Raw genomic sequence first — 22685 nt, 5'->3', positions numbered from 1 at the left:
AGAAGATCCATTTCTTCCGAACAGTGGGAGGAAGAAATTAGCTGAAGCCGGCCCGCCCGGAAAGCGTCCTGAGGAGGCGAAAGCAGGAAATTGCATAGGCATGTATAAAAAACACTTTATAAACAGCCTGAAAGCCCGCCGAAATTCATCCGGCGGGCTTCTTTACTTATGCCTGTTTGGCAAGTTCGATTTTCTTCTGTTCCTGATAATCGAGTCCGAAGTGGGAATGCAGTGCTTCTGACGCACGGATCATGTCCTCCTCCGGAACCACTGCAGATACAGCAATTTCGGAAGTGCTGACCATCTTAATCGCTACTTCTTCTTCAGCAAGCACCTTAAACATATCTGCTGCCACTCCCGGGTTGGAAATCATACCGGAACCGACGATTGATACTTTGGAAAGCATGCTTTCGTGACGTACTTCGCTGTAGCAGAGTGTTTCTTTGGCACTCTCGATAAGCTCCAGAGTTTTGCTCAGATGGGACGAGTCGACAGAGAATGATACGTTGACTCCGTGGTCAGCCGTCATCTGCTGGATAATAATATCTACACTGATTCCTTCATCTGCAAGCAGTTTAAAGAGATTCGACATCGTATCGAAGTGATTCGGCAGTCTCTCGACTGTTACTTTCGTGATGTTTTTCTCAAAGGCGAGTCCCCTCACCGTTAAGTTTTGTTCCATTGTTGCTTCCTCCTCTACGATGGTACCTTCGACGTCTTCCATACTGGAACAGACGACGAGTTTAACATGGGAATTTTTCGCAAACTCCACAGCCCGCGGATGCAGCACTCCTGCTCCAAGGTGGGCAAGTTCCAGCATTTCGTCATAAGAAATACTCCCGAGCTGACGGGCTTTCTTCACATAACGGGGATCTGATGTATAAACCCCTGTTACGTCTGTGAAAATAGAGCACGTTTCTGCATCAAGTGCAGCAGCAAGTGCTACGGCAGTTGTATCCGAACCGCCGCGGCCGAGTGTGGTAATGTTGCCTTCTTCACTCACTCCCTGAAAACCTGCGACAAGAACGGCCTTGCCGTCATCCAGGTGCTGTTCCAGTGTTTCTGTCTGTATATCTTTGATGCGGGCATCCTGATGAACTTCCTCTGTAACGATGCCTGCCTGCCAGCCTGTTAATGAGACAGCTTCAACCCCGATCTCTTTAAGAGCCATAACGACGAGTGAAATTGTAACCTGTTCTCCTGTTGTAAGGAGCATATCCATTTCACGTGGATCTGGTTCTTCCGTAATTTCATCTGCCAGTTCAACAAGCCTGTCCGTTGATTTCCCCATCGCAGATACGACGGTGACAACTTTGTGCCCCTCCTGCATGCGCTGTTTAATGCGCTGTGCAACCCGCTTAATTTTGTCCGTATCTCCGACGGAAGTACCACCGAACTTCTGAACGATCGTAGTCAATGTAGTCTGCCTCCTTTTAGATTATCGTTCAGGACTCTCTCCATCATGCTGGACCGGAAAAAGAATGCCTGAACATTCGCTTTTATCTGTAAAAAGCATTACCATCTAAAAGCTTAACAAAGGGCAGATTTATTGACAAACGGACTGAGCGCCTATTTATTGGAATCTTCCTGTATAGCTTCCGATAAGGCCCGGGCAACTGGCTGAGGTATTCCTACCCTCTGTATTTCTTCCACAGACGCTTGTTTTAGCCTTTTGAGGGACCCAAATTCCTTCAGCAGCATGCGTTTTCTTTTTTCACCAATTCCTTCCACTTCATCAAGAACCGAAGTAAACATCGACTGTTTGCGCACATTCCGGTGAAAACTGATGGCAAAACGGTGTACTTCATCCTGAATCCGCTGCAGCAGATAAAACTCTTCGCTCGTTCTTGAAAGCGTAACGGGCTCCGGGGGATCCCCGATAAGAAGCTGGGATGTTTTATGGCGGTCATCCTTTGCCAGACCGCATACAGGAATCGTCATTCCAAGCTCATGTTCGATTACTTCCTGTGCCGACGAAATCTGTCCGCGCCCGCCGTCGATCACAATCAGGTCCGGCAGAGGCAGCTCTTCACGGAGAAGGCGGGTGTATCTTCTGCGGATAACTTCCCGCATCGATTCATAATCATCCGGTCCCTGGACAGTACGTACTTTGTATTTCCGGTAATTTTTCTTGTCCGGCTTTCCATCAATAAATGAGACCATGGCAGAAACGGGATCCACTCCCTGAATGTTGGAATTGTCGAATGCTTCAATCCGGTGCGGTGTATCAATTCCCATCGCTTCCCCGAGATTTTCCACAGCGTGTACCGTACGTTTTTCATCCCGCTCGATCAGCTGGAATTTTTCAGAAAGAGCCATTTTGGCATTTTTAACAGCAAGGTCCACGAGCTCTTTTTTCTGGCCCCTTTTAGGCTGAACTGCCTTTATACTTAAAAATTCTGAAATAATATCCGTGTCCGTATCTTCCGGCACGAATATCTCTTTTGGTTTTTTATGCTGCGTGTCAAGGTAGAACTGGCCGAGAAACGTGTAAAAATCTTCCGTCGGATCCTGATATACCGGGAACATGGAAACGTCACGTTCGATCAGCTTGCCCTGACGTACAAAAAAGACCTGCACGCACATCCAGCCGCGGTCAACATGGTAGCCGAACACATCGCGGTTTGTCTGTTCAGTCATCGTCATATTCTGCTTTTCCATTACTGCTTCAATATGCTTGACCTGATCACGCATTTCTTTTGCCCGTTCAAAATCCATCGCTTCCGACGCTTCGTACATTTTCTTTTTAATATTTTCTTTTATTTCTTTATGACCGCCGTTTAAAAATTGGCTGATTTCTTTAATCATCTGCTGATTCTGCTCCTGCGTCACCGTGAATTCACACGGCGCCAGACACTGTCCGATGTGGTAATAGAGACATACGCGGTCCGGCATCGTCCGGCATTTGCGGAGCGGATACAACCGGTCGAGAAGTTTTTTTGTTTCATTCGCTGCCTGGGCGTTCGGATACGGACCGAAATACTTCGCTCCGTCTTTTTTGACTTTTCTCGTCGTCAGCAGCCGCGGATGTTCTTCTTTCGTAATTTTCAGGAAAGGATACGTTTTATCATCCTTCAAAAGAATGTTATACCGGGGTTCGTATTTTTTAATCAGGTTCTGCTCCAGTACAAGTGCTTCCAGATCTGAACCGGTAACAATATATTCAAAATCGCGGATTTCACTGACGAGCCGCTGGGTTTTCGTGTCGTGGGAGCCAGTGAAGTAGGAGCGGACCCGGTTTTTTAATACTTTCGCCTTTCCTACGTAAATAATCGTCCCCTGTTTGTTTTTCATTAAATAGCAGCCTGGCTGGCCGGGAAGCAGCTGCAGTTTTTCTTTCAGTGCGTCCATTCATTCATCCCTCCCGCTCCGTACAGAAAGGAGGTGCCTCTCATAAGGAGACACCTCCGTGCTATCTGCATTTTATAGATGTTTGTTCAACGTGTTGGCAAGCTCTTCTTTCGGCTTAAAGCCTACAATCTGGTCTACTACTTCGCCGTTTTTCATAACGAGAAGTGTTGGAATGCTCATTACACCGTATTTGCTTGCTGTTTCCTGGTTTTCGTCCACATCAAGTTTGACGATTTTTACTTTGTCTCCCATGTCTCCGTCAAGATCTTCAAGAACTGGAGCAATCATTTTACACGGTCCGCACCAAGGTGCCCAGAAGTCTGCAAGTACTACGCCGTCGCTTGTTTCTGAACCGAAGTTTTGATCTGTTACATTTACAATTGCCATGATTATATTCCTCCTTCAATAATAAGCGTTTACTGATAGTTCCAGTATAACGGATACACCCCGGGGTTAAAAGTATTCTGCTTTTCCTAAGGGCTAATCATATTCTAGCTTACCATGCCCGGAGGTGCAAAAAAACTGCCTGGTATTCTTTTTACCCGTGAGAAGTCCGCTGGAAACATTCCAAGGGACTTCCCAGGCTGTTAATAAAGTATTTTTTATACAGGCGTAGACATCTCCCTGCTTTCGCCTCCACAGGACGCTTTCCGGGCGGGCCTCTACCTCCCACTAGTCGGAAGAAATGGATCTTTGCCTCGTCCTGGGTCACCCGGAACGAGGCCCTGCGATTCCTGCAAAGAAATCAAGAAAAAGTTTTCTGTCATGAAAAATCCACTCTTAAAAACCGTTTTCTTCAATAGGCTACCTTGAAAATAAAAAATGAACCTCTGCTTTCGTTTCCACGGAGAGGCTTTCCGAGCGGGCCGGCCTCAGCTAATTCTGTCCTCCTTTTGTCGGTCAGAATGGATCTTCGGCTCGGCCTTACTCGCTCTGGAGTCCCTCCATGTCCACTACAACTTACGGTAAAAAGACCAGGCATAAACAGGATTCGTTCCACCTGTTTGGATATGAGATACTCTTATTTAGAAAAGAACTTTTTCATTCCTCCTGGTGCAATGATTTTGCATGAATGTCTCTGTTAAAGGTTAAGGTTCTTACGCAAGGAAAGGAAAGATCCTTCTCTGCTGGTTTGTTTCATCAGGTACTCCTATTGAAAATACCGATGGAATGGGTTTTATTATATGGAACTTATTTGATCAATTTGGTTTTAATAGAAAAAGCAGTTTGATTCCACCATGTTCGCGTAAGAACCAAACTCCGTGTTGTTTTTGAAGGTTGCCTGCACCTGTCCTTCTTCCGGGAGGATCTGCGCGCTTCCACAGGCGTCTCGCAAAATCACCTGGACATCGGTTTTACGGAATAAAGAACATTCTTCTATAAAAAACAAAGAGGAAACCGGCCCGTGTATGAAGGAGATTGGAGGATAGGGCGCATCCTACCCGAAAATCTTCTTCACGGCAGGCTCGGTAAGATAAGGAACTTATACAACGACTGGAATACATATTCTGAACCAATTATTTAATCAACAAATTGAGAAGTCCGCTGGAAACATTCCAGCGGACTTCTCAGGCTGTTTATAAAGTGTTATTTATACATGCCTATGCAATTTCCTGCTTTCGCCTCCTCAGGACGCTTTCCGGGCGGGCCGGCTTCAGCTAATTTCTTCCTTCCACTGCTCGGAAGAAATGGATCTTCTGCTCGTCCTATCTCGCCTCGGAGTCGCCTGCTGCAGCTCCAGCAGGAAAATAAAAAGAAGGTTTCTCTTCTAAATAACGTGTTGATTCCGCCCTTTCTTCCATTCAGGAGAGGCTTTTTCCTCCAGAACGTCCGGCGGGGACGCCGGTGGGAATAAGCGCAGTCGGAAGATCCTTTTCCATGGCGCAGGCCATGGAAAATAGCTGATGACGAGCCCCACGGCAAGCTTCCGCCGGGGAGTGCAGGAGAAAGCTATACATTCAGAAGAATAATTATTCTGAAATCAAGACTTAATCAACACTCTCAAAAGTCCGCTGGAAACATTCCAGCGGACTTCTTCAGCGTATTTATACTAATACTTTTTTAAATTCTTCTGTCAGCTTTGGTACGATTTCGAACAAGTCGCCTACGATACCGTAGTCGGCAATCTGGAAGATTTCTGCTTCCGGATCTTTATTGATCGCTACAATGATTTTAGAGTTGGACATCCCCGCTACGTGCTGGATCGCCCCGCTCAGTCCGACGGCAATATAGAGATCCGGCGTAACAACTTTTCCGGTCTGGCCGATCTGCATGGCATAATCGCAGTACTCGGCGTCACAGGCACCACGGGAGGCTCCCACCGCTGCGTTCAGAACATCTGCCAGCTCGTCGAGAATTTTGAAGTTCTCTTCGCTTTTCAGGCCGCGTCCACCTGCAACGATGACGGAAGCTTCCGACAGATCCACGCCGGATGTCGTGTTTTTCACGACGTCCTTGATAACTGTCTGCAGGTCCTTAATGTCGACATCCAGTGTTTCAGCCGAACCATTTTTCCCTTCATCTTTTTCCGGTGCTGGAATGTTGTTTGGACGGATAGTGAAGAACTGCAGCCCCTCTTCGATTTCCACTTTTTCAAACGCTTTACCGGAATAGATCGGACGGATAAATGTAGCCCCGCCTTCAATCGCCACTACATCAGAAACAAGACCGGATCCAAGTCTGCTCGCGAGCTTCGGTGTAATATCGCGGCCGATGGACGTGTGTCCCATGACGATCCCATCCGGATTTTCCTGTTCAATCACCTGCATAAGTACCTGGCTGTAAGCTTCCGGCGTGTACTCCTTCAGTTTGTCTGAATCTACAGAAATAACACGGTCTGCTCCGTAATGGAACAATTCATCTGCAACGGAGGAGACACCCTCTCCGAGAACGACACCGACGATCTCCGCGCTTTCGTCCACCATTTTTGCAGCCCCGACAGCTTCGAACGATACGTTACGGAAGCCTCCATCTTTTACTTCACTGATTACAAGCTGTTTCGTCATTATACGTCACCCTTTCTAGTCATCTGCGCTTATATTACTTTCGCTTCGTTTTTAAGGAGTGTTACTAGTTCGGACACCTGGTCTTCCGGTTCGCCTTCAAGCATTCTGCCGGCCTGCTTTTCCGGTGGCAGATAGCGGTCCACTGTTTTTGTTTTTCCTTCCACATCTTCCTCATCGAGGTCGAGATCATCAAGATCGAGTGTTTCCAGCGGCTTCTTTTTTGCTTTCATGATCCCTGGAAGAGACGGATAACGGGGCTCATTCAGTCCCTGCTGAGCGGTAACCAACACCGGGAGCGGGACTTCGAGCATCATCTGATCTCCTTCGACATCTTTCTCGATTTTTGCCGTGCTGCCTTCAATCACAATATCGGTAATGGATGTCACGTGATTGATGCCAAGCTGGTCCGCCAGGCGGGGTCCTACCTGACCGGAGCCGCCATCGACGGCTACGTTTCCGCCGAGAATAATATCTGCTTCCTGATCTTTAAAGTACGCCGTAAGCAGTGCCTGCGTAGTAAATGTATCTCCATCTTCCACGTCTTCGTTATCAATAAGAACGGCTTTATCGGCTCCCATTGCAAGCGCCGTACGAAGCTGCTTTTCGGCTTCCTCTTCGCCCACTGTAACGACCGTGACTTCCCCGCCATGCTCGTCACGGATCTGAATGGCTTCTTCCACCGCATACTCATCGTATGGGTTGATGATGAATTCCGCTCCATCTTCAACGATCTCACCGTTGTCGATCTGGATTTTTTCTTCTGTGTCAAACGTGCGCTTTAAAATAACAAAAATATTCATGCTATTCCCTCCTATGTTTGCCGCGCTTTTAAGCGCTTTCATATGACTTATATAAAAAAGCTGCAGTGTACAGCTTATTTATCCTGAAACTCGGGCTTTCTTTTTTCAAGAAAAGCATTGATTCCTTCTTTCGCATCGCTGGATTCAAACGCATCCCCGAAACGAACGGCTTCTTTTTCCTGTCCCCGTTCAATTGGATCGGTTTCTGCGTGCTGAAGAAGCTCCACAATGTACTGAACGGTCTGCTTTCCTTTATAACGGACTGCTTCTGCAAGTTTTTCTGCTTCCTCCAGATGCGTCCCTTCACTGACTGAGCGATTGATCAGCCCGTGCCTTTCTGCTTCCGTAGCGCTCAGCGGCTCCGCAGTAAGAAGCATTTCCATTGCTTTTGCTTTACCTACAAGCTTCGGCAGGCGCTGAGTACCGGCAAATCCCGGGACTAGGCCGAGCTGAAGTTCCGGCAGGCCGAGCTTTGTTTTTTCACAGGCAATCCGGATATGACAGGCCATCGCCAGTTCCAATCCGCCTCCGAGTGCCGCCCCGTGAATGGCTGCTATAACTGGTTTGGAGGATGTTTCAATCTGCCGGAATATACGCTGGCCCTCTCTTGCCAGATCCGCAAATTCATTTCCGTGCTTTATCCCGGTAAATTCCTTAATATCTGCTCCTGCGGCGAAAAATTTCCCTTCTCCATGAAGGAGCACAACCCGTACTCCGCTGTCTTCGAGAAATGATTCCATCGCTTCGCCGATCTCGTGAATCATGCTCTGGGAAAGAGCATTTGCCGGCGGCTTGTTCATCGTGATCGTTCCGATACGGTTTTCTACTTTCGTGGATATAAACTGCCAGTCACTCATCTTTGTTCCTCCATTCTCTGCGGTGCATTCAACCCTTTCATCAGGAACTTGTGCAGAGATTCCGCAAGCGGTGAAAGTGCATAGCGGTGATCCTTCATTACCCAGTTGGTAACCACTTCATCGATGGCTCCGAAAATCACCTGGCGCATCATGCGGGTATCAATATCTTTATCGAATGCCCCTGAATCTTTTCCTTCTTCAATAATAGAATCAATCAGTCCAAGATAGTCTTTCAATACTTCGTTGACTTTAAAGCGTATCGAAATATTGGACTGTCTCAGTTCCAGCTGGGTAACCAGCGCAAGGTCATGATCTTTTTCAAGCAGGGTGAGATGCGTATAGATTAAAATGTATAACTTTTCCTCTATAGTTGTAGCATACTGTATTTTGTCTTTAATGTAATCAACAAATACTCCCATTTTTTCTTCAAACAGTGAAATCAGAATATCTTCTTTATTATTGAAGTAAAGATATATTGTCCCGTCAGCGACGCCTGCTTCTTTTGCTATTTTGGAAACCTGGGAATGATGGTAGCCGTTTTCCGCAATAACTTTCACGGCGGCATTGATAATTTTTTCGTATTTTTGTCCTCTTTTTTTAGCCATAGATGTCGACTCCTATTCTGACCGGCAAAAAATGAATGACCATTCATTCATATCCTGATGATACCGAATTCCGCTCTGCCTGTCAACGACCAGAGCGGAAAAGATTTGTCTGTCCTCATCTTACCGGACTCTGAAAGATTTAGCTAGACTTCTGACGCTCTTTTTCTTCTTCCTGGAGAGCACGTCGAAGTACTTTACCTACCATCGTTTTCGGAAGCTCCTCCCGGAATTCATACAGGCGCGGCACCTTATACGACGAGAGCTGTGTGCGGCAGAACTTATCCAGCTCTTTTTCAGATACGTCCTTCCCTTCCTTCAGAACGACAAATGCTTTAACGGTTTCTCCACGGTAAGGATCCGGCAGTCCAACGGCGACCGCTTCCTTCACCGCTTCGTGTTCATACAGTACTTCTTCTATTTCCCTTGGATAGATATTAAATCCTCCGGCAATGATCATGTCCTTTTTCCGGTCTACGATATAAAAGTAACCTTCTTCATCCATGTAGCCCATATCTCCCGTATAGAGCCAGCCGTTCTGCATCGCCTGTGCGGTATCCTCCGGGCGGTTCCAGTAACCCTGCATCACCTGCGGTCCACGGATAAGCAGTTCTCCGACTTCTTTCGGTGATGCTTCCTCCCCGGTTTCCGCAGACAAAATCATCACGTCCGTATCCGGCCACGGCAGCCCGATACTGCCTGTCGGTCGTTTTCCCCACATTAAATTAAAATGGGTGACAGGAGACGCTTCCGTGAGGCCGAACCCTTCCGACAGCTTTCCACCTGTCAGTGTTTCAAACCGCTGCTGTACTTCGACCGGCAGCGGAGCAGATCCACTGATGCACACTTCGATGGAGGAAAGATCGAATTTCTGGACGTTCTGATCGTTAATCAGACCAATATACATCGTCGGCGCTCCCGGAAAGATGCTTACTTTCTGACGCTCGATCGCTTTCAGCGTCTGCTTTGTATCAAACTTCGGAAGGATAACCATTTTTGAGCGGTCCATAATAGCAAAGTTCATTCCGACCGTCATGCCGTACACGTGAAAGAAAGGCAGTGCACAGAGGATAACTTCTTCCCCGTGTTTGATATTATGCATCCATCTGATGCACTGAGTCGTATTGGCTACGAGGTTTTTATGGGTAAGCATTACTCCCTTTGCAGCGCCGGTTGTTCCTCCCGTGTACTGCAGCAGTGCCAGGTCGCTGTCCGGGTCCGTCTCGACCGGTGTCAGGCGGTTGCCGGAATTTTTCACCAATTGAACAAAACTGTGATTACTGCTGTCGTAGGAAACGTCGACTTTAAGACCGGTGTTCTTTTTTTGAATAAAAGGGTAAATCATATTTTTCGGAAACGGCAGGTAATCTGCAATTTTTGTCACGATGACGTGCTCCAGAGCGGTATTATTTCTTACTGACTGGACTTTAGGATAGACAAGATCCAGACAGACAATCACTTTTGCCCCGGAGTCAGCCATCTGGTGTTCCAGTTCCCTTTCTACATACAACGGGTTTGTCTGAACAACAATTCCTCCGGCCATCAGTATTCCGTAATAGCTGATAACCGACTGGGGCGTATTGGCAAGCATGATCGCCACCCGATCCCCTTTATGTACGCCCAGCTTCTGCAGGCCTGCAGCAAACCGCTCTGCCTGCTCGTAAACTTCTTTAAATGTCATGGAAAGACCCATAAAATCGAGGATTTTTTTCTCCGGCTCTTCCTCCGCTCCTTCTTTCAGAAACGAATGAAGTGTTTTATCCGGATATTCCAGGGATTCCGGAATCGCATCTGGATACTGGCTGAGCCATGGCCTCGCAATAGTTTCTGTAAGCATAATATATCCTCCTGATGCCCATTCCTGATGCAGATAAACATCTCTCTTTAACAGCCAGGAAGAGAAGCCGGACGCATCCGGCTCCTTCCAGGTTTATTTTTTGTGCTTTTCCCGTTCTTCTTCTACAAGCACCCGGCGGAGTATTTTTCCTACCATCGTCTTCGGAAGCTCTTCACGGAACTCATAGTACTGCGGTACTTTGAAGGAAGCCAGATAATTTCTGCAGTGCTCGTCCAGGGCATCTTCTGAAAGCTCCACCCCTTCTTTCGGTACAACAAACGCCTTGACCGTCTCCCCACGGTAAGGGTCCGGCACACCGATGACACACACTTCCTGAACACCTTCATATTCATAAAGCACTTCTTCAATTTCACGTGGATAAATATTGAACCCACCGGCGATAATCATATCTTTTTTACGGTCCACAATGTAGAAGAAGCCTTCTTCATCCATGTAACCCATGTCCCCCGTCAAAAGCCAGCCCTCCATAAAACTTGCCTGGGTGGCCTCCGGCTGTTTCCAGTAGCCTTTCATCACCTGGGGGCCCTTGACCATCAGCTCCCCGACTTCGTTCGGTGCCGCTTCCTCCCCACTTTCAGCAGAAAGCACCTTAACATCTGTATCAGGCCACGGAAGTCCAATGGATCCCTGCTTCCGCCTTCCCCAAAGAAGGTTTGAAATGGCGACCGGCGACGTTTCGGTCAGACCGTAGCCTTCCACAAGCCTTCCGTTCGTCACTTCCTCAAACTTCGTCTGCACTTCCACAGGGAGCGGGGCCGATCCGCTGATACAGGCTTTGATGGAGGAAAGGTCATATTTTTTGATATCCGGATGGTTCAGCAGGCCGATATACATCGTCGGTGCTCCCGGGTAAAGGGTTGCTTTATGTTTTTCAATGGATTTTAAAATTTCTTTCGGATCAAATTTAGGAATGATAATCATTTTAAAAGCCATACGGACCGAAAGATTCATGACGGTCGTCATACCGTACACATGAAAGAAAGGCAGGGCAGCGATAATTACTTCTTCTCCGGGCTGCAGCTTATACATCCACTCTTCACACTGCTGGGTGTTTACGACCAGGTTGTAGTGGGTCAGCATGACACCCTTTGCAGGGCCCGTCGTTCCTCCCGTATACTGCAGCAGCGCCAGGTCTTCTTTTGGATTCACATCGACCGGTATTTCTTCCGCCCGCCCTTTTTCGATCAGTTCTGTAAATGAAAGCAGGGTACTGGAATAAGTAATATCCACCTTAATACCGGTATTTTTCTTTTGAATAAACGGATAGATTTTATTTTTAGGAAATGGCAGATAGTCTTTAATGCCGGTTACAATAATGTGCGTCAGCGGTGTTTTTTCCTTTACTTTGGCTACCCTTGGGTAGACAAGATCCAGGCAGATCATCACTTTGGCATCAGAATCGGTCATCTGGTGCTCAATTTCCCGTTCCACGTACAGCGGATTAGTCTGGACGACGACACCTCCGGCGAGCAGTATTCCATAATAGCTGATTACAGCCTGCGGTGAATTTGCGAGCATCACCGCCACGCGGTCACCTTTTTCGACCCCGAGGCTTCTCAGCTGATCCGCCAGTTTCAGAGCTTCCTCATAGACAGCACTGTACGTCAGTTCCTTGCCCATAAAATGAAAAGCTGTCTTTTCAGGAAAATCCCGGGCCGCCCGCTTCAAATAGTATTGAAGGGTCTGCTCCTCATAATCAATGGATTTCGGAATTTCCTGTGGGTAGGATTCAAACCACGGTTTTTCAGTTAACGTTGTCATGACAATACCCTCCCTGTTTTCCTATCACTCTGTCTGCCGGTTCATGATGTTCTGTCCATCCCGTCACGAATCCTCCGGCTCCCCTCCGTATGAGCTCCGTCACAAAACAGACAAACATTCCCTCTTAGTCATATTGTAATGAAAACGCCTTCAAAAAGAAACAATATTTGAAAAATAATTCCGTTAAATTGAATACTCATTCATTTTACAAGTAATCCCACCTTCCTGTAAAGTTTTTGAAGAAGACCATTCTCATAGCCCATTTCTATCCTATCCTCAGGCTGTTGAGCTATTATTTCGTTATAGATGGACGGTTTGGTAGTGGGGTTTTGTCGTCAGCTGTATGCTCACCGGCCGAGAAGGATCTTCTGGCTGCGCTGCACCTCCGCCGTTATGAAGAACAGTTTCTTTATCGAAAGGCTGCCTTGAACAATAAAGAGAAACGTTCGCTTTCGTTTCTACGTCCCGGAAAGCGGAAGCAGGACAGCGTATATCCGCACACGCAAAAACACTTTATTCAACAGCCACAAATAAATAACCCCGGTAGTTTTCCCTGCCGGGGTTATTCAGAGTGTTGATTAAGTCTTGGTTTCAGAATAATTATTCTTCTGAGCGTATAGCTTTCTCCTGTACTCCCCGGCGGAAGCTTGCCGTGGGGCTCGTCGTCAGCTGTTTGCCCTCCGGCCGTGTAGGATCTTCCGACTTCGCTTGTTCCCACCGGCGTCCCCGCCGGTCGTTCCGGAGGAAGAAGCCTCTCCTGAATGGAAGAAAGGGCGGAATCACCACGTTTTTTCGAAGAGAAACCTTCTTTTTATTTTCCTGCTGGAGCTGCAGCAGGCGACTCCGGGGCGATGAAGGACGAGCAGAAGATCCATTTCTTCCGAGCAGTGGGAGGAAGAAATTAGCTGAAGCCGGCCCGCCCGGAAAGCGTCCTGCGGAGGCGAAAGCAAGGAAATGCATAGGCATGTATAAAAAACACTTTATTCAACAGCCTCAAATAACCCCGGCAGTTTTCCCTGCCGGGGTTATTTGTCTATGCCATTCCGCATTCTCTTTCTGCAGCAGAAGCCGTGCGTCTTATGCTTCGCCTAAATAAAAAACACCCAGTAAATCATGCCGCCGATAAGGAAGGCAGCACAGAATATCATAAGTATTTTTGCAAGTCTTTCCATAGTTTCGGCCTCCCGTAATTTATATACTTGCCCCGATAACGAACGAAAGGGATACAGCCAGTATGAATGAAAGCAGTCCGACGGCCCGGTTATCTGCCTCAAGCTCTTTATCCACTTTGAATGTCGGTGTCAGAAATTCAAAAATAAAGTACACAAACAGAAGCAGGAGAAAACCGTAGCCCCCCCATCCCAGCATACCGAGAACAGAATCATTAGCTTCGATGGAATACCGGAATATATTGGCTATACCAAACACTTTCCCTGAAGTCGCCATAGCAACAGCCATATTCCCTTTTCGGAATTCCTCCCAGGTCGTGTAGGGTGTCACCCATTCAAATACAGCAAGCGCTACAATGATGGATAAAACGACGACACTGTATACACCTGCTGTATAAATGTAGTCGTGCTGAAACAGGGTTTCCACGTTTTCACCCCCCCCTTTTACTTCAGTTTGGCAATCGTTACTCCGGAGCCGCCTTCGCCCTGAGTTCCGGGACGGGTTTCCGACACATTCCGATGCTTTTTCAGCAGCTCCTCCACTCCTTTTCGCAGAGCGCCGGTTCCTTTTCCATGAATAATTGATACCTGATGATAACCGGCAAGAACCGCTTCATCCAGATACTTTTCCACTTCCATCATCGCATTTTCGTACCGTTCTCCCCGGAGGTCGAGCTCTGTTTTTACGTGCCCGCTCCTGCCGCGTACCATCGCCATCGGTTTTGTTTCTACGGGCTTCGGCCGGCTGATATAGAGAAGATCGTCTTTTTTCACTTTCATTTTCATAACACCGAGCTGTACTGTGTACTCATTTTCGTTCGCTTTATCAACGATCGTTCCTTTTTGATTGAAGCTTTCCACTTTTACTTCGTCTCCGGGTTCGAGTGTATCAATCTGCGGTTTTTTCTTTTTTGGTTTTTTCTTTTTCTGCTTTTCTGCAAAATCAGGTTCTGCTTCGTCCAGTTTCTTTTTCGCTTCGATCAGTTCGTGTTCCTTGATCGCCGGGTTGTTTTTCTGCATTTCACGAAGGTCGGAAATAATACTTTCCGCTTCCTCCCGCGCTTTACGGACGTAGCCGGCCGCTTTGTCTTCTGCCGACTGTAGAAGCCGGTCCTTCTGATCTTCCCATTCCTCCATTTTCTGCGAAAGATCCTGGTGAAGCTGTTCCGCTTCTTCCCGGAGGGCTGCTGCTGCTTCCATTTCTTCTTCAGCTTTTTTCCGGCTTTCTTCCAGAGAGGAAATCATATTTTCCACTTTGTTTGTTTCTGTGGAAATTTGATTTTTGGCCTCTTCGATAATACTTTCCTTAAGTCCGAGCCGGCTGCTGATAGCAAATGCATTACTTCTTCCTGGCACACCGATCAGGAGACGGTAAGTCGGGCGCAGTGTTTCGACATTAAACTCCACGCTTGCGTTCATTACGCCTTCCCGGTCGTAGGCGTAGCCTTTCAGCTCGCTGTAATGGGTGGTCGCAATTACTTTTGCCCCGACGTTGTATACATGATCCAGAATTGATATGGCAAGCGCCGCCCCTTCTGTCGGGTCGGTTCCTGCCCCGAGTTCGTCAAACAGGACGAGCGACTGAAAATCCACGTCTTCCATAATCTGAACAATATTCGTCATGTGGGAGGAAAATGTACTCAGACTTTGTTCAATGGACTGCTCATCGCCGATGTCAGCAAAAATCTTCTGAAAAACGGCCGCCGTAGACCCTTCCTCGCACGGAATCTGCAGGCCGGACTGGGCCATCAGTGTCAAAAGGCCGACGGTTTTCAGTGTGACGGTTTTTCCTCCGGTGTTAGGTCCGGTGATCACAAGTGAAGAAAAATCTCCGCCGAGTTCGACGTCGATCGGTACGATTTCGTTATCCGGGATGAGCGGATGACGCGCCCCCTTCATTTCAATACGGCTGTTTTCATTTAAAGTCGGTTCCGTTGCACGGATCGACTTGGCGTAGGACGCTTTCGCAAACATAAAATCAACTTCTGTCATCGTCCGGACGACCATACTGAGCTCTTCTGTATATTCAGATACGGAAGCAGAAAGCTGCTGCAGAATTTTTTCAATTTCGTACTTTTCTTTTGTTCTTGCTTCGCGCAGCTGATTGTTAGCCTGCACGACGCTTTCCGGTTCCACAAACAGTGTCGCTCCGGAAGCAGACTGGTCATGGACAATCCCGCCGAAGTGACCACGGTATTCGGCTTTAACCGGAATAACATAACGGTCGTTACGAATCGTCACAATGGCATCAGAAAGCATCTTTTTTCCGGAAGAAGAACGTGTAATATTTTCCAGCCGGGAGCGGACCGTCGATTCGTGGGAACGGATCTGCTGCCGGATCGTCCGCAGCTGGGTACTGGCTGAGTCCAGTATCCCCCCGTTTTCATCAACAGCTTCGTTAATCTCCCGCTGAAGATCGAGCAGGGCCGGCATTTCACTCATTAAGCCCGGAAGAATCGACAGCTCTATTTCATCCTCGACCATCTGCTCAACGAATGATTTGAACATTCTGCTTCCATAAATGGTGGAGGCGGTGTCAAGAAGCTCATCGGCATTCAGCTGGCCGCCTATTTCGGCACGTTTGATCGAACCGCGGATGTCCCGAAGCCCGCCAAGCGGCACATTGCCTTTCAAACGCAGCACTTTCGCAGCTTCTGCGGTATGAGCGTGTGCCTCCTGAATCTCTTCAAAAGAAAAAGAGGGCATAAGCTTTTTCACTTTATCTTTTCCGAGAGAAGAACCTGCAAAAGGAAGCAGCTGCTCTTTCATTTTTTCGTATTCAAGCACACGGCTGACCCGTTCTATCATGTTAACAATCCCTTCTTACCTGCTTATTGTTGTTGTTTGTTAAAAAACTTTTCGAGTTCTGCCGTCGTCCATGTATTTAAAACGTCTTTACCTTCAAGAGCTGCTCTGCGGGCGGTTTTGACACCCGCTTCCATGTCTTCAAGCATATCAAACCGGTGGGCATCGGTATTAACTGCCACTTTTACTCCTGCCGCCTTCGCTTTGGCAAGCGGCTCCGCTGCAAGATCCAGACGGTTCGGGTTGGCATTCAGTTCAAGCACCGTTCCTGTTTCGGCTGCAGTACGGATGAGACGGTCCATATCGACCTTGTATCCGTCCCTCCGCCCGATCAGTCTTCCCGTTGGATGAGCGATCATGTTTACATAAGGATTCCGGCAGGCGTTTTCGAGCCGCATCATGATGGTTTCTTCATCCTGCTGGAAAGAAGAATGAATGGACGCTATGACAAAATCAATCTCTTTCAGCACGTCGTCTTCGTAATCAAGCGTACCGTCCGGCAGTATGTCCATCTCCACTCCGGTGAATATCCGGATATTTTTATCTTTTTCGATACGGCGGACTTCTTCATGCTGCCTTCTGAGGCGTTCCACAGTCAGGCCATTGGCTACTTTTAAATACTGGGAGTGGTCTGTCACAGCCATGAATTCATACCCTTTTTCAATACATCTGTCTGCCATCTCTTCTATCGACTGGGCTCCGTCGCTCCATGTCGTATGCATATGCAGGTCTCCCTTAATATCACTCAGCTGAACAAGGTTATCGAAGTTCCTCTCCAGCTCATGACGTCCTTCCCGCACTTCCGGAGGAATAAAAGAAAGACCAAAGTGCGCGTAAAACTCTTCTTCCGATTTAAAATAAATACGTTCCCCGGTTTCTTCTTTTTCCACCCCGTATTCACTTACTTTTTCCCCGCGCTCCTTCGCCCGCTGACGCATCAGCACGTTGTGGTCTTTGGAGCCGGTAAAGTGATGCAGAGTGGAAGCAAAAGAGCGGTCTTCAACAATCCGGAAGTCTGCGGGAATAATTACGTCCCCAAATTGGAATTCGACAGAGATTTTTGCTTCGCCTTTACCGATCACAGCATCGATTTCCGGCAGAGCGAGGATCGCATCTTTCACTGCTCCGGGATTTTCCGTGGAAATAATAAAATCCAGATCCTTCACCGTTTCCCGCCCCCGCCGGAAGCTTCCGGCCAGTTCCCAGCGGAGAACAGCTGTCATCTTATCGAGCCTTTCTCCAAGTGCTTCGACTGCCGGATACACCTGAACGATCGGCAGCCTCTCCGGTCTCTGTCCCATTGCATTCACAGCTTCAAGGATTTTTTCCTCCGTCTTTTTCCCAAAGCCTGCCAGCCCCTGGACATCGTTTGCCTCGCAGGCTTTTTTAAGTTCTTCTGCACTCGTAATTCCAAGTTCCTGATACAATTTCCCAATTTTTTTGCCTCCGAGACCCGGCAGTTTCAGCAGGGGCACAAGCCCTCCCGGAACTTCCTGCTGAAGCTGTTCCAGAAGCTCGGTTGTTCCTGTTTCCCGCAGGTCGTTAATAATACCTGCTGTTCCTTTGCCGATTCCGCTGATCGACGCCGGATCCTCTATTTCCTCCAGGCTCCGCTCGTCTTTTTCAAGTGCACCGGCCGCTTTACGGTAAGCCGATACCCGGAACGCATTTTCACCCTTAATTTCAAGATAAACAGCAATTGTTTCAAGTGTTTGAATCACTTCTTTTTTATTCACAGGACTCTCTCCTTCACAAAAAAAAGTCCTGTTTTCCTGGTGCCATAAGCACGTTCGAAAAAACAGGCTTTTTTATCGTTCTGTTAAAAATAATCTACCGGCCTGTCCCTTCAATCCAAAGTTCCCGGATTTCATTGGACACAATCGGTGTATAATGGAAAATCCATTGGGCGACCGATGAAGTCTGCAGCAGCTCCTGGACGAAGTCCACCTGGATCAGCGCGGCAAGGTGCAGCAGAATGGCCGTAATAATCAGACCTTCAATAAAGCCGAGCACTGCTCCGAGCCAGTTGTTGATAAAGTGAAGCACCGGGAGATTCCCGACAAAATCAAGCATCGAACCGATAATCTGCGTAATAATTTTTACCACAATAAAAATAATAACGAATGCTATCCCGTTGTAATAAACATTTTCATTACCGAAAGCTTCGTTCATCAGGGGCCAGGGTGACTCATCCGGAAGCTGTGTCTCCGGCACCCAGAGCTGAATTATGCCAGACAGGTTTTCATAATAAAGCCAGGCCACAAGAAACGAGATGATCAGGCCGACAATATGCACCGCCTGCAGAATAAATCCCCGCCGGTAACCGACCATAAAACTGATCAGAAGCATAATAATTAAAAATATACTAAGCATGAACGTCAATCCTCTTCGTTTTGTTTGTCCTCAAGTTTCTTTTTCACTGTTACATAATCATTGCTTATATTCAAAGCAGCCAGGACAGCAAGCTGGGTGGAAGATAAATAAGGATTTTTCGATTTAATTTCCCTTATTTTGGCGTCAACAAGATCGGCAGCTTCCATCACATGCTGCTCACTTTCTTTGCCTACGACCGTATATGTGTTTTTACCGATGCGCACAACGGTACGTATTTTACGATTTTGTTCATCCAACGCGCTCCCTCCCCGTCTGCAGTTGAAATCCTATCTTTCATCATAACATGCCAGCCGCCGTATGAAAATAAATTTGCTGTTGACCGGAAAACGGTATCATGTAGCTCCTCACCGCCCGAATCTGATACAATCAAACAGGATATATCCGCCTTTATGGTCAAGCGTTGACAATATAAGAGACAGTTCATCAGAAAAATCGTGTACACAGGAGGACAACATGAGCCAGCAGGTTATTAAAGCATCATCCAGACAGCTGACAGAAATGAAAACCTATTACGAGAAAGGCGGACTCGCCTCCACACCCCCGGGAGCCGTTTTTTCCGTCAAAACGGATGGGTGCCATATCACCGCCTATAAATCGGGCAAAGTATTGTTTCAAGGTAAAAACAGCCATAAGGAGGCTTCCCGCTGGGGCAGTCCCGCGGCTTCGGCGAAGTCCTCTGCCAAATCTTCTGTCGATCACCACCGGTATGCTCCTCCGAAATCCATTGACGGCCTCCCGCTCGTCGGAAGCGACGAAACCGGGACCGGTGACTATTTCGGACCGATCACAGTAGTAGCTGCCCATTTAACAAGGGATCAGCTTGAATCAGCTGCCTCCCTCGGCCTGAGGGATTCCAAGACAATTACTGACCCCGAAATCCGGCAGACTGCACCAAAGCTTTTAAAACAGTGCACTTACAGCCTGACAGTGCTCCGCAACGAAAAATATAACCGTCTGCAGGCAGAAGGAATGAATCAAGGCCGCATGAAAGCTCTGCTGCACCATGAAGCGATTAAAAACGTGATTGCCAAACTGAAAGAAAACGGGGAACCGTTCGACGGCGTGCTGATTGATCAGTTCGTAAAACCCGACACCTATTTTTCCTACTTAAAACAGAGCGGCAAACAATGGCCGGATACCCTCCCTATTTATTTCGCGACAAAAGCAGAGGATCTGCATCCTGCTGTTGCCGCGGGATCCATTCTTGCCCGCTATGCGTTTTTAAAGGAAATGGATAAACTGGCCGAAACGCTCGGGGTGACCATCCCGAAAGGAGCAGGCCCCCGCGTCGACCAAGCGGCCCGGGAAATTTACAAGTCCCGGGGAAAAGAAGCCCTGTATAACTCGGTGAAATGGCATTTTTCCAACACGGACCGTGCGGTAAAGCAGCTTTAATCTGCCGGATCCCTTCTGCGGACACCTCTGAAAAGAAGCTTGCAGGTCGAAGAATTATTCCGGTAAGAGAGGGGGTGGACTCCACTTAAGCCTGCCTTTTTGGAACTCCCTTCAGAAACGAAGTCGGCCATTCCTCCTATTTATTTTTCTTAACCTGTATAATTTGCCCGACCACTACAATAAAGCTGCCCCTGAAAAAGCCGGTCCATCGGCTTCCAGGGGCAGCTTTTCTATTATAAATGAAACGAACTCTTAAAAATTACTGGGCGCGGAGCACAGCTCCGGTTTTTTCTTCGAGTGCTTTCAGCACCTGACTGTGAACGAGCGTTACTTCTTCTTCCGTAAGTGTTTTTTCCGTATTCAGATAGCGAAGAGAAAAAGCAACGGATTTTTTCCCTGCTTCCACATGCTCTCCTTCATACAGATCAAACACATCCGCACGTGTGAGAAGCTCCCCGCCGGTTTCCCGGATTACTGCCTCCAGTTCACGGGCACTGACTTCGTGATCCACAACGAGTGCAATGTCACGGTCCACTGCAGGATAACGCGGGATCGGGCGGTAGCGCATCTCGTCTCCTCCGGATTCAAGGAGCTTCATAAGGTTCAGTTCGAAAACGTACGTTTCCGGAAGCGACCACTGTTTGGCAGTTGACGGATGCAGCTGGCCGATCCAGCCCACTTCCTCCCCATCGGCAACGACAGAAGCCGTACGTCCTGGATGAAGTCCCGGTTTTTCTGTTTTTTCAAATCCTGCCACAACCTGAAGCTCCGCAAGAATTCCTTCCACAACACCTTTTACAACGAAGAAATCAACCGCTTTTTTCTCTCCCTGCCAGGCATGCTGTTCCCACAGTCCCATGAAGGCGCCGGCCAGGTGGGTCTCTTCCTGCGGCTGAACGCTGACATTTTCTTCCTCTGTATGAAAAACAGATCCCATTTCATACAGCGAAAGGTTGTAACGGTTTCTGTTCCGGTTATGGCTCAGCGCATCCAGCAGGTGCGGGACTAGCGTTGTCCGGAGGGTACTCCTCTCTTCACTCATAGGGAGGGCGACAGCAACCCGCGCCTGTTCCGCTCCGATAAAAGCAGCTTCCTTTTCTTTTGTCGTCAAGGAATAACTGACCGCTTCATGCAGTCCGCTCGATTCCAGATAGCGGCGTATTTTACGTTTCTGTTTCTGTTTTTCCGAAAGCCCTCCCTGAGTGGATGGGGTATTCGGCAGTGTGACAGGGATATTGTCGTATCCGTACAGGCGGGCTACTTCTTCCACGATATCCGGTTCGATGGAGATGTCCTGACGGCGTGTCGGAACGTGTATAATAAATTCGCCTTCTTCCTCTTCTGCTTTAAATTGGAGACGGTCCATGATCGAAAGCACGTTTTCTGCGCTTAAATCGGTTCCGAGCGAACTGTTGATACGTCCAAGTGTAATACGGACGATTTTTTCACTCCGGTCCAGTTCATCAAATTCTGCCGTTTCGTCGAGTACTTCTCCTCCGGCAAGCTGCTGAATAAGGGAAGCTGCCCGACGTCCCGCAGGAACAACACCGTTTGGATCGACTCCTTTTTCAAAACGGATGCTCGAATCACTGCGGATACTGAGATCACGCTGTGCCTGACGTACAACGGACGGGTTAAAGTACGCTGCTTCCAGAAGAAGATTCGACGTATCGTTTTCCACTTCCGAAGTAGCTCCACCCATTACACCGGCGAGAGCTGTCGGTTCTTTACCATTCGTAATGACAAGATGGCTGTCTGACAACAGAAGCTCTTCCCCGTCCAGAGTCACCATTTTTTCTTCAGAATAGGCCTTTCTGACAACGACTTCGTCGGACCCGAAACGGTCAAAGTCAAACGCATGCAGCGGCTGTCCGTATTCAAGCAGCACATAGTTTGTTACATCCACCACGTTGTTCAGCGGGCGGACACCGGAGGCCATCAGAGCTGTCTGCAGCCAGAGAGGGGATTCTTTGATAGTGACTCCCTGAATCATACCGGCTCCATAATATGGATTGGCTTCTTTATCCTCCACTGTCACTTTAACGACTTCGGAAGCTTTCTTAGCTGATACCGTTACCGGCGCATCCGGGAGTTTCACCTGCCGTCCCAGTACAGCCGCTATTTCATACGCCGTTCCAAGCATACTCAGACAGTCGGATCGGTTCGGAGTCAGGTCGAGCTCAAGCACTGTGTCGTTCAATCCGAGAGCTTCTTTTGCATCACTTCCGGGTTCCCGATTTTCAGGAAAAGCAAAAATGCCTTCGCTGTACTTTTTCGGAACGACTTTCCCTTCAAAACCGAGTTCCTGAAGGGAACAGATCATTCCTTCCGACCGCTGGCCGCGAAGTTTCGCCTTTTTTATTTTCACACCGCCCGGAAGCCTTCCTCCGACACGGGCGACAGCGACAAGCTGCCCCTCTGCTACGTTCGGAGCACCGCACACAATCTGCAGCGGTTCTTCTTCTGCCACGTCCACTCGGCATACTTTCAGTTTATCGGCATCGGGATGCTGATCGCAGGAAAGTACCTTACCAACGGTCAGGCTTTTTACTTCCGACCCTAGTTCCTCTACAGCATCCACCTCTACGCCGTGAAGCGTCAGCTCGTCTGCCAGCTGCTGTGGAGTAATATCTGATATATCTACATAGTTACTTAGCCATTGATAGGAAATTAACAAAACGGTATCCT

Annotated in this window: 18 protein-coding genes; 2 read left to right on the top strand and 16 right to left on the bottom strand. The window is 48.1% G+C overall.

Features of this window, described 5'->3' with window-relative positions:
* Nucleotides 1–166 precede the first annotated feature (166 nt).
* From C6Y45_RS04490 to trxA, 3 genes are all read right to left on the bottom strand, one after another.
* A complete protein-coding gene (locus C6Y45_RS04490) occupies nt 167–1417 on the bottom strand; it encodes an aspartate kinase (protein WP_107583829.1) in 1251 nt (416 codons plus the stop codon).
* A 152-nt stretch (nt 1418–1569) separates the two neighbouring features.
* A complete protein-coding gene (gene uvrC / locus C6Y45_RS04485) occupies nt 1570–3351 on the bottom strand; it encodes an excinuclease ABC subunit UvrC (protein WP_107583828.1) in 1782 nt (593 codons plus the stop codon).
* Nucleotides 3352–3423: 72 nt separating this feature from the next.
* On the bottom strand, nt 3424–3738 hold the full coding sequence (gene trxA / locus C6Y45_RS04480; protein ID WP_107583827.1) for a thioredoxin: 315 nt from the start codon (nt 3736–3738) through the stop codon (nt 3424–3426).
* Nucleotides 3739–4948: 1210 nt separating this feature from the next.
* Here trxA and C6Y45_RS17350 point away from each other — a divergent pair.
* Nucleotides 4949–5206, top strand: a complete 258-nt coding sequence (locus tag C6Y45_RS17350) for a hypothetical protein (protein ID WP_160058127.1) — start codon at nt 4949–4951, stop codon at nt 5204–5206.
* Nucleotides 5207–5396: 190 nt separating this feature from the next.
* Here the strand turns inward: C6Y45_RS17350 and C6Y45_RS04475 are convergent, their stop codons facing one another.
* The 12 genes from C6Y45_RS04475 to C6Y45_RS04420 all read right to left on the bottom strand — a co-directional run bounded on the left by C6Y45_RS04475 (nt 5397) and on the right by C6Y45_RS04420 (nt 18838).
* Nucleotides 5397–6359, bottom strand: a complete 963-nt coding sequence (locus C6Y45_RS04475) for an electron transfer flavoprotein subunit alpha/FixB family protein (RefSeq protein ID WP_107583826.1) — start codon at nt 6357–6359, stop codon at nt 5397–5399.
* A 26-nt stretch (nt 6360–6385) separates the two neighbouring features.
* The gene (locus C6Y45_RS04470; protein WP_107583825.1) at nt 6386–7156 is read right to left on the bottom strand and encodes an electron transfer flavoprotein subunit beta/FixA family protein; all 771 of its coding nucleotides are present in this window, start codon (nt 7154–7156) and stop codon (nt 6386–6388) included.
* A 74-nt stretch (nt 7157–7230) separates the two neighbouring features.
* Nucleotides 7231–8013: an enoyl-CoA hydratase gene (locus tag C6Y45_RS04465; RefSeq protein WP_107583824.1), complete on the bottom strand. Its 783-nt coding sequence runs from the start codon at nt 8011–8013 to the stop codon at nt 7231–7233.
* The gene (locus C6Y45_RS04460; protein WP_107583823.1) at nt 8010–8618 is read right to left on the bottom strand and encodes a fatty acid metabolism transcriptional regulator FadR; all 609 of its coding nucleotides are present in this window, start codon (nt 8616–8618) and stop codon (nt 8010–8012) included. Before C6Y45_RS04460 ends, C6Y45_RS04465 begins: the two co-directional genes overlap by 4 nt.
* A 139-nt stretch (nt 8619–8757) precedes the next feature.
* Nucleotides 8758–10452, bottom strand: coding sequence for an AMP-binding protein (locus C6Y45_RS04455; protein ID WP_174703869.1), 1695 nt, complete (start codon nt 10450–10452; stop codon nt 8758–8760).
* Between the two features lie 93 nt (nt 10453–10545).
* Nucleotides 10546–12234: a long-chain-fatty-acid--CoA ligase gene (locus C6Y45_RS04450; protein WP_107583822.1), complete on the bottom strand. Its 1689-nt coding sequence runs from the start codon at nt 12232–12234 to the stop codon at nt 10546–10548.
* A 600-nt stretch (nt 12235–12834) separates the two neighbouring features.
* On the bottom strand, nt 12835–13200 hold the full coding sequence (locus C6Y45_RS17345) for a hypothetical protein (RefSeq protein ID WP_107583821.1): 366 nt from the start codon (nt 13198–13200) through the stop codon (nt 12835–12837).
* Between the two features lie 225 nt (nt 13201–13425).
* Nucleotides 13426–13830, bottom strand: a complete 405-nt coding sequence (locus tag C6Y45_RS04440; protein WP_107583820.1) for a DUF350 domain-containing protein — start codon at nt 13828–13830, stop codon at nt 13426–13428.
* 17 nt (nt 13831–13847) lie between these two features.
* Nucleotides 13848–16211: an endonuclease MutS2 gene (locus C6Y45_RS04435; RefSeq protein ID WP_107583819.1), complete on the bottom strand. Its 2364-nt coding sequence runs from the start codon at nt 16209–16211 to the stop codon at nt 13848–13850.
* A gap of 23 nt (nt 16212–16234) precedes the next feature.
* Nucleotides 16235–17944, bottom strand: coding sequence for a DNA polymerase/3'-5' exonuclease PolX (gene polX, locus C6Y45_RS04430; protein WP_107583818.1), 1710 nt, complete (start codon nt 17942–17944; stop codon nt 16235–16237).
* A gap of 94 nt (nt 17945–18038) precedes the next feature.
* Complete coding sequence (locus C6Y45_RS04425; protein WP_107583817.1) at nt 18039–18581, bottom strand: CvpA family protein; 543 nt, start codon at nt 18579–18581, stop codon at nt 18039–18041.
* A 5-nt stretch (nt 18582–18586) separates the two neighbouring features.
* The gene (locus C6Y45_RS04420) at nt 18587–18838 is read right to left on the bottom strand and encodes a cell division protein ZapA (protein WP_107583816.1); all 252 of its coding nucleotides are present in this window, start codon (nt 18836–18838) and stop codon (nt 18587–18589) included.
* Between the two features lie 217 nt (nt 18839–19055).
* Between C6Y45_RS04420 and rnhC the strand changes: the two genes are divergently transcribed.
* The gene (rnhC, locus tag C6Y45_RS04415) at nt 19056–19997 is read left to right on the top strand and encodes a ribonuclease HIII (RefSeq protein ID WP_107583815.1); all 942 of its coding nucleotides are present in this window, start codon (nt 19056–19058) and stop codon (nt 19995–19997) included.
* A gap of 259 nt (nt 19998–20256) precedes the next feature.
* On the opposite strand, the gene pheT is transcribed toward rnhC, so the two are convergent.
* On the bottom strand, nt 20257–22674 hold the full coding sequence (pheT, locus tag C6Y45_RS04410) for a phenylalanine--tRNA ligase subunit beta (RefSeq protein ID WP_107583814.1): 2418 nt from the start codon (nt 22672–22674) through the stop codon (nt 20257–20259).
* Between the last annotated feature and the right edge of the window lie 11 nt (nt 22675–22685).

It is taken from the genome of Alkalicoccus saliphilus (assembly GCF_003044065.1).
Taxonomy (GTDB): domain Bacteria; phylum Bacillota; class Bacilli; order Bacillales; family Salisediminibacteriaceae; genus Alkalicoccus; species Alkalicoccus saliphilus.
The sequence above is the reverse complement of the archived record's forward strand: the minus strand, read 5'-3'. Positions and strand labels throughout refer to the sequence as shown.

What these genes read in the sequence shown, in the direction of transcription:
- rnhC (WP_107583815.1), top strand. Translation starts at nt 19,056, where the DNA reads ATGAGCCAGCAGGTTATTAAAGCATCATCCAGACAGCTGACAGAAATG.
- C6Y45_RS04455 (WP_174703869.1), bottom strand. Translation starts at nt 10,452, where the DNA reads ATGCTTACAGAAACTATTGCGAGGCCATGGCTCAGCCAGTATCCAGAT.
- uvrC (WP_107583828.1), bottom strand. Translation starts at nt 3,351, where the DNA reads ATGGACGCACTGAAAGAAAAACTGCAGCTGCTTCCCGGCCAGCCAGGC.
- C6Y45_RS17345 (WP_107583821.1), bottom strand. Translation starts at nt 13,200, where the DNA reads ATGCCTATGCATTTCCTTGCTTTCGCCTCCGCAGGACGCTTTCCGGGC.
- trxA (WP_107583827.1), bottom strand. Translation starts at nt 3,738, where the DNA reads ATGGCAATTGTAAATGTAACAGATCAAAACTTCGGTTCAGAAACAAGC.
- C6Y45_RS04425 (WP_107583817.1), bottom strand. Translation starts at nt 18,581, where the DNA reads ATGCTTAGTATATTTTTAATTATTATGCTTCTGATCAGTTTTATGGTC.
- C6Y45_RS04435 (WP_107583819.1), bottom strand. Translation starts at nt 16,211, where the DNA reads ATGATAGAACGGGTCAGCCGTGTGCTTGAATACGAAAAAATGAAAGAG.
- C6Y45_RS04470 (WP_107583825.1), bottom strand. Translation starts at nt 7,156, where the DNA reads ATGAATATTTTTGTTATTTTAAAGCGCACGTTTGACACAGAAGAAAAA.
- C6Y45_RS04460 (WP_107583823.1), bottom strand. Translation starts at nt 8,618, where the DNA reads ATGGCTAAAAAAAGAGGACAAAAATACGAAAAAATTATCAATGCCGCC.
- C6Y45_RS04450 (WP_107583822.1), bottom strand. Translation starts at nt 12,234, where the DNA reads ATGACAACGTTAACTGAAAAACCGTGGTTTGAATCCTACCCACAGGAA.
- C6Y45_RS17350 (WP_160058127.1), top strand. Translation starts at nt 4,949, where the DNA reads ATGCCTATGCAATTTCCTGCTTTCGCCTCCTCAGGACGCTTTCCGGGC.
- C6Y45_RS04465 (WP_107583824.1), bottom strand. Translation starts at nt 8,013, where the DNA reads ATGAGTGACTGGCAGTTTATATCCACGAAAGTAGAAAACCGTATCGGA.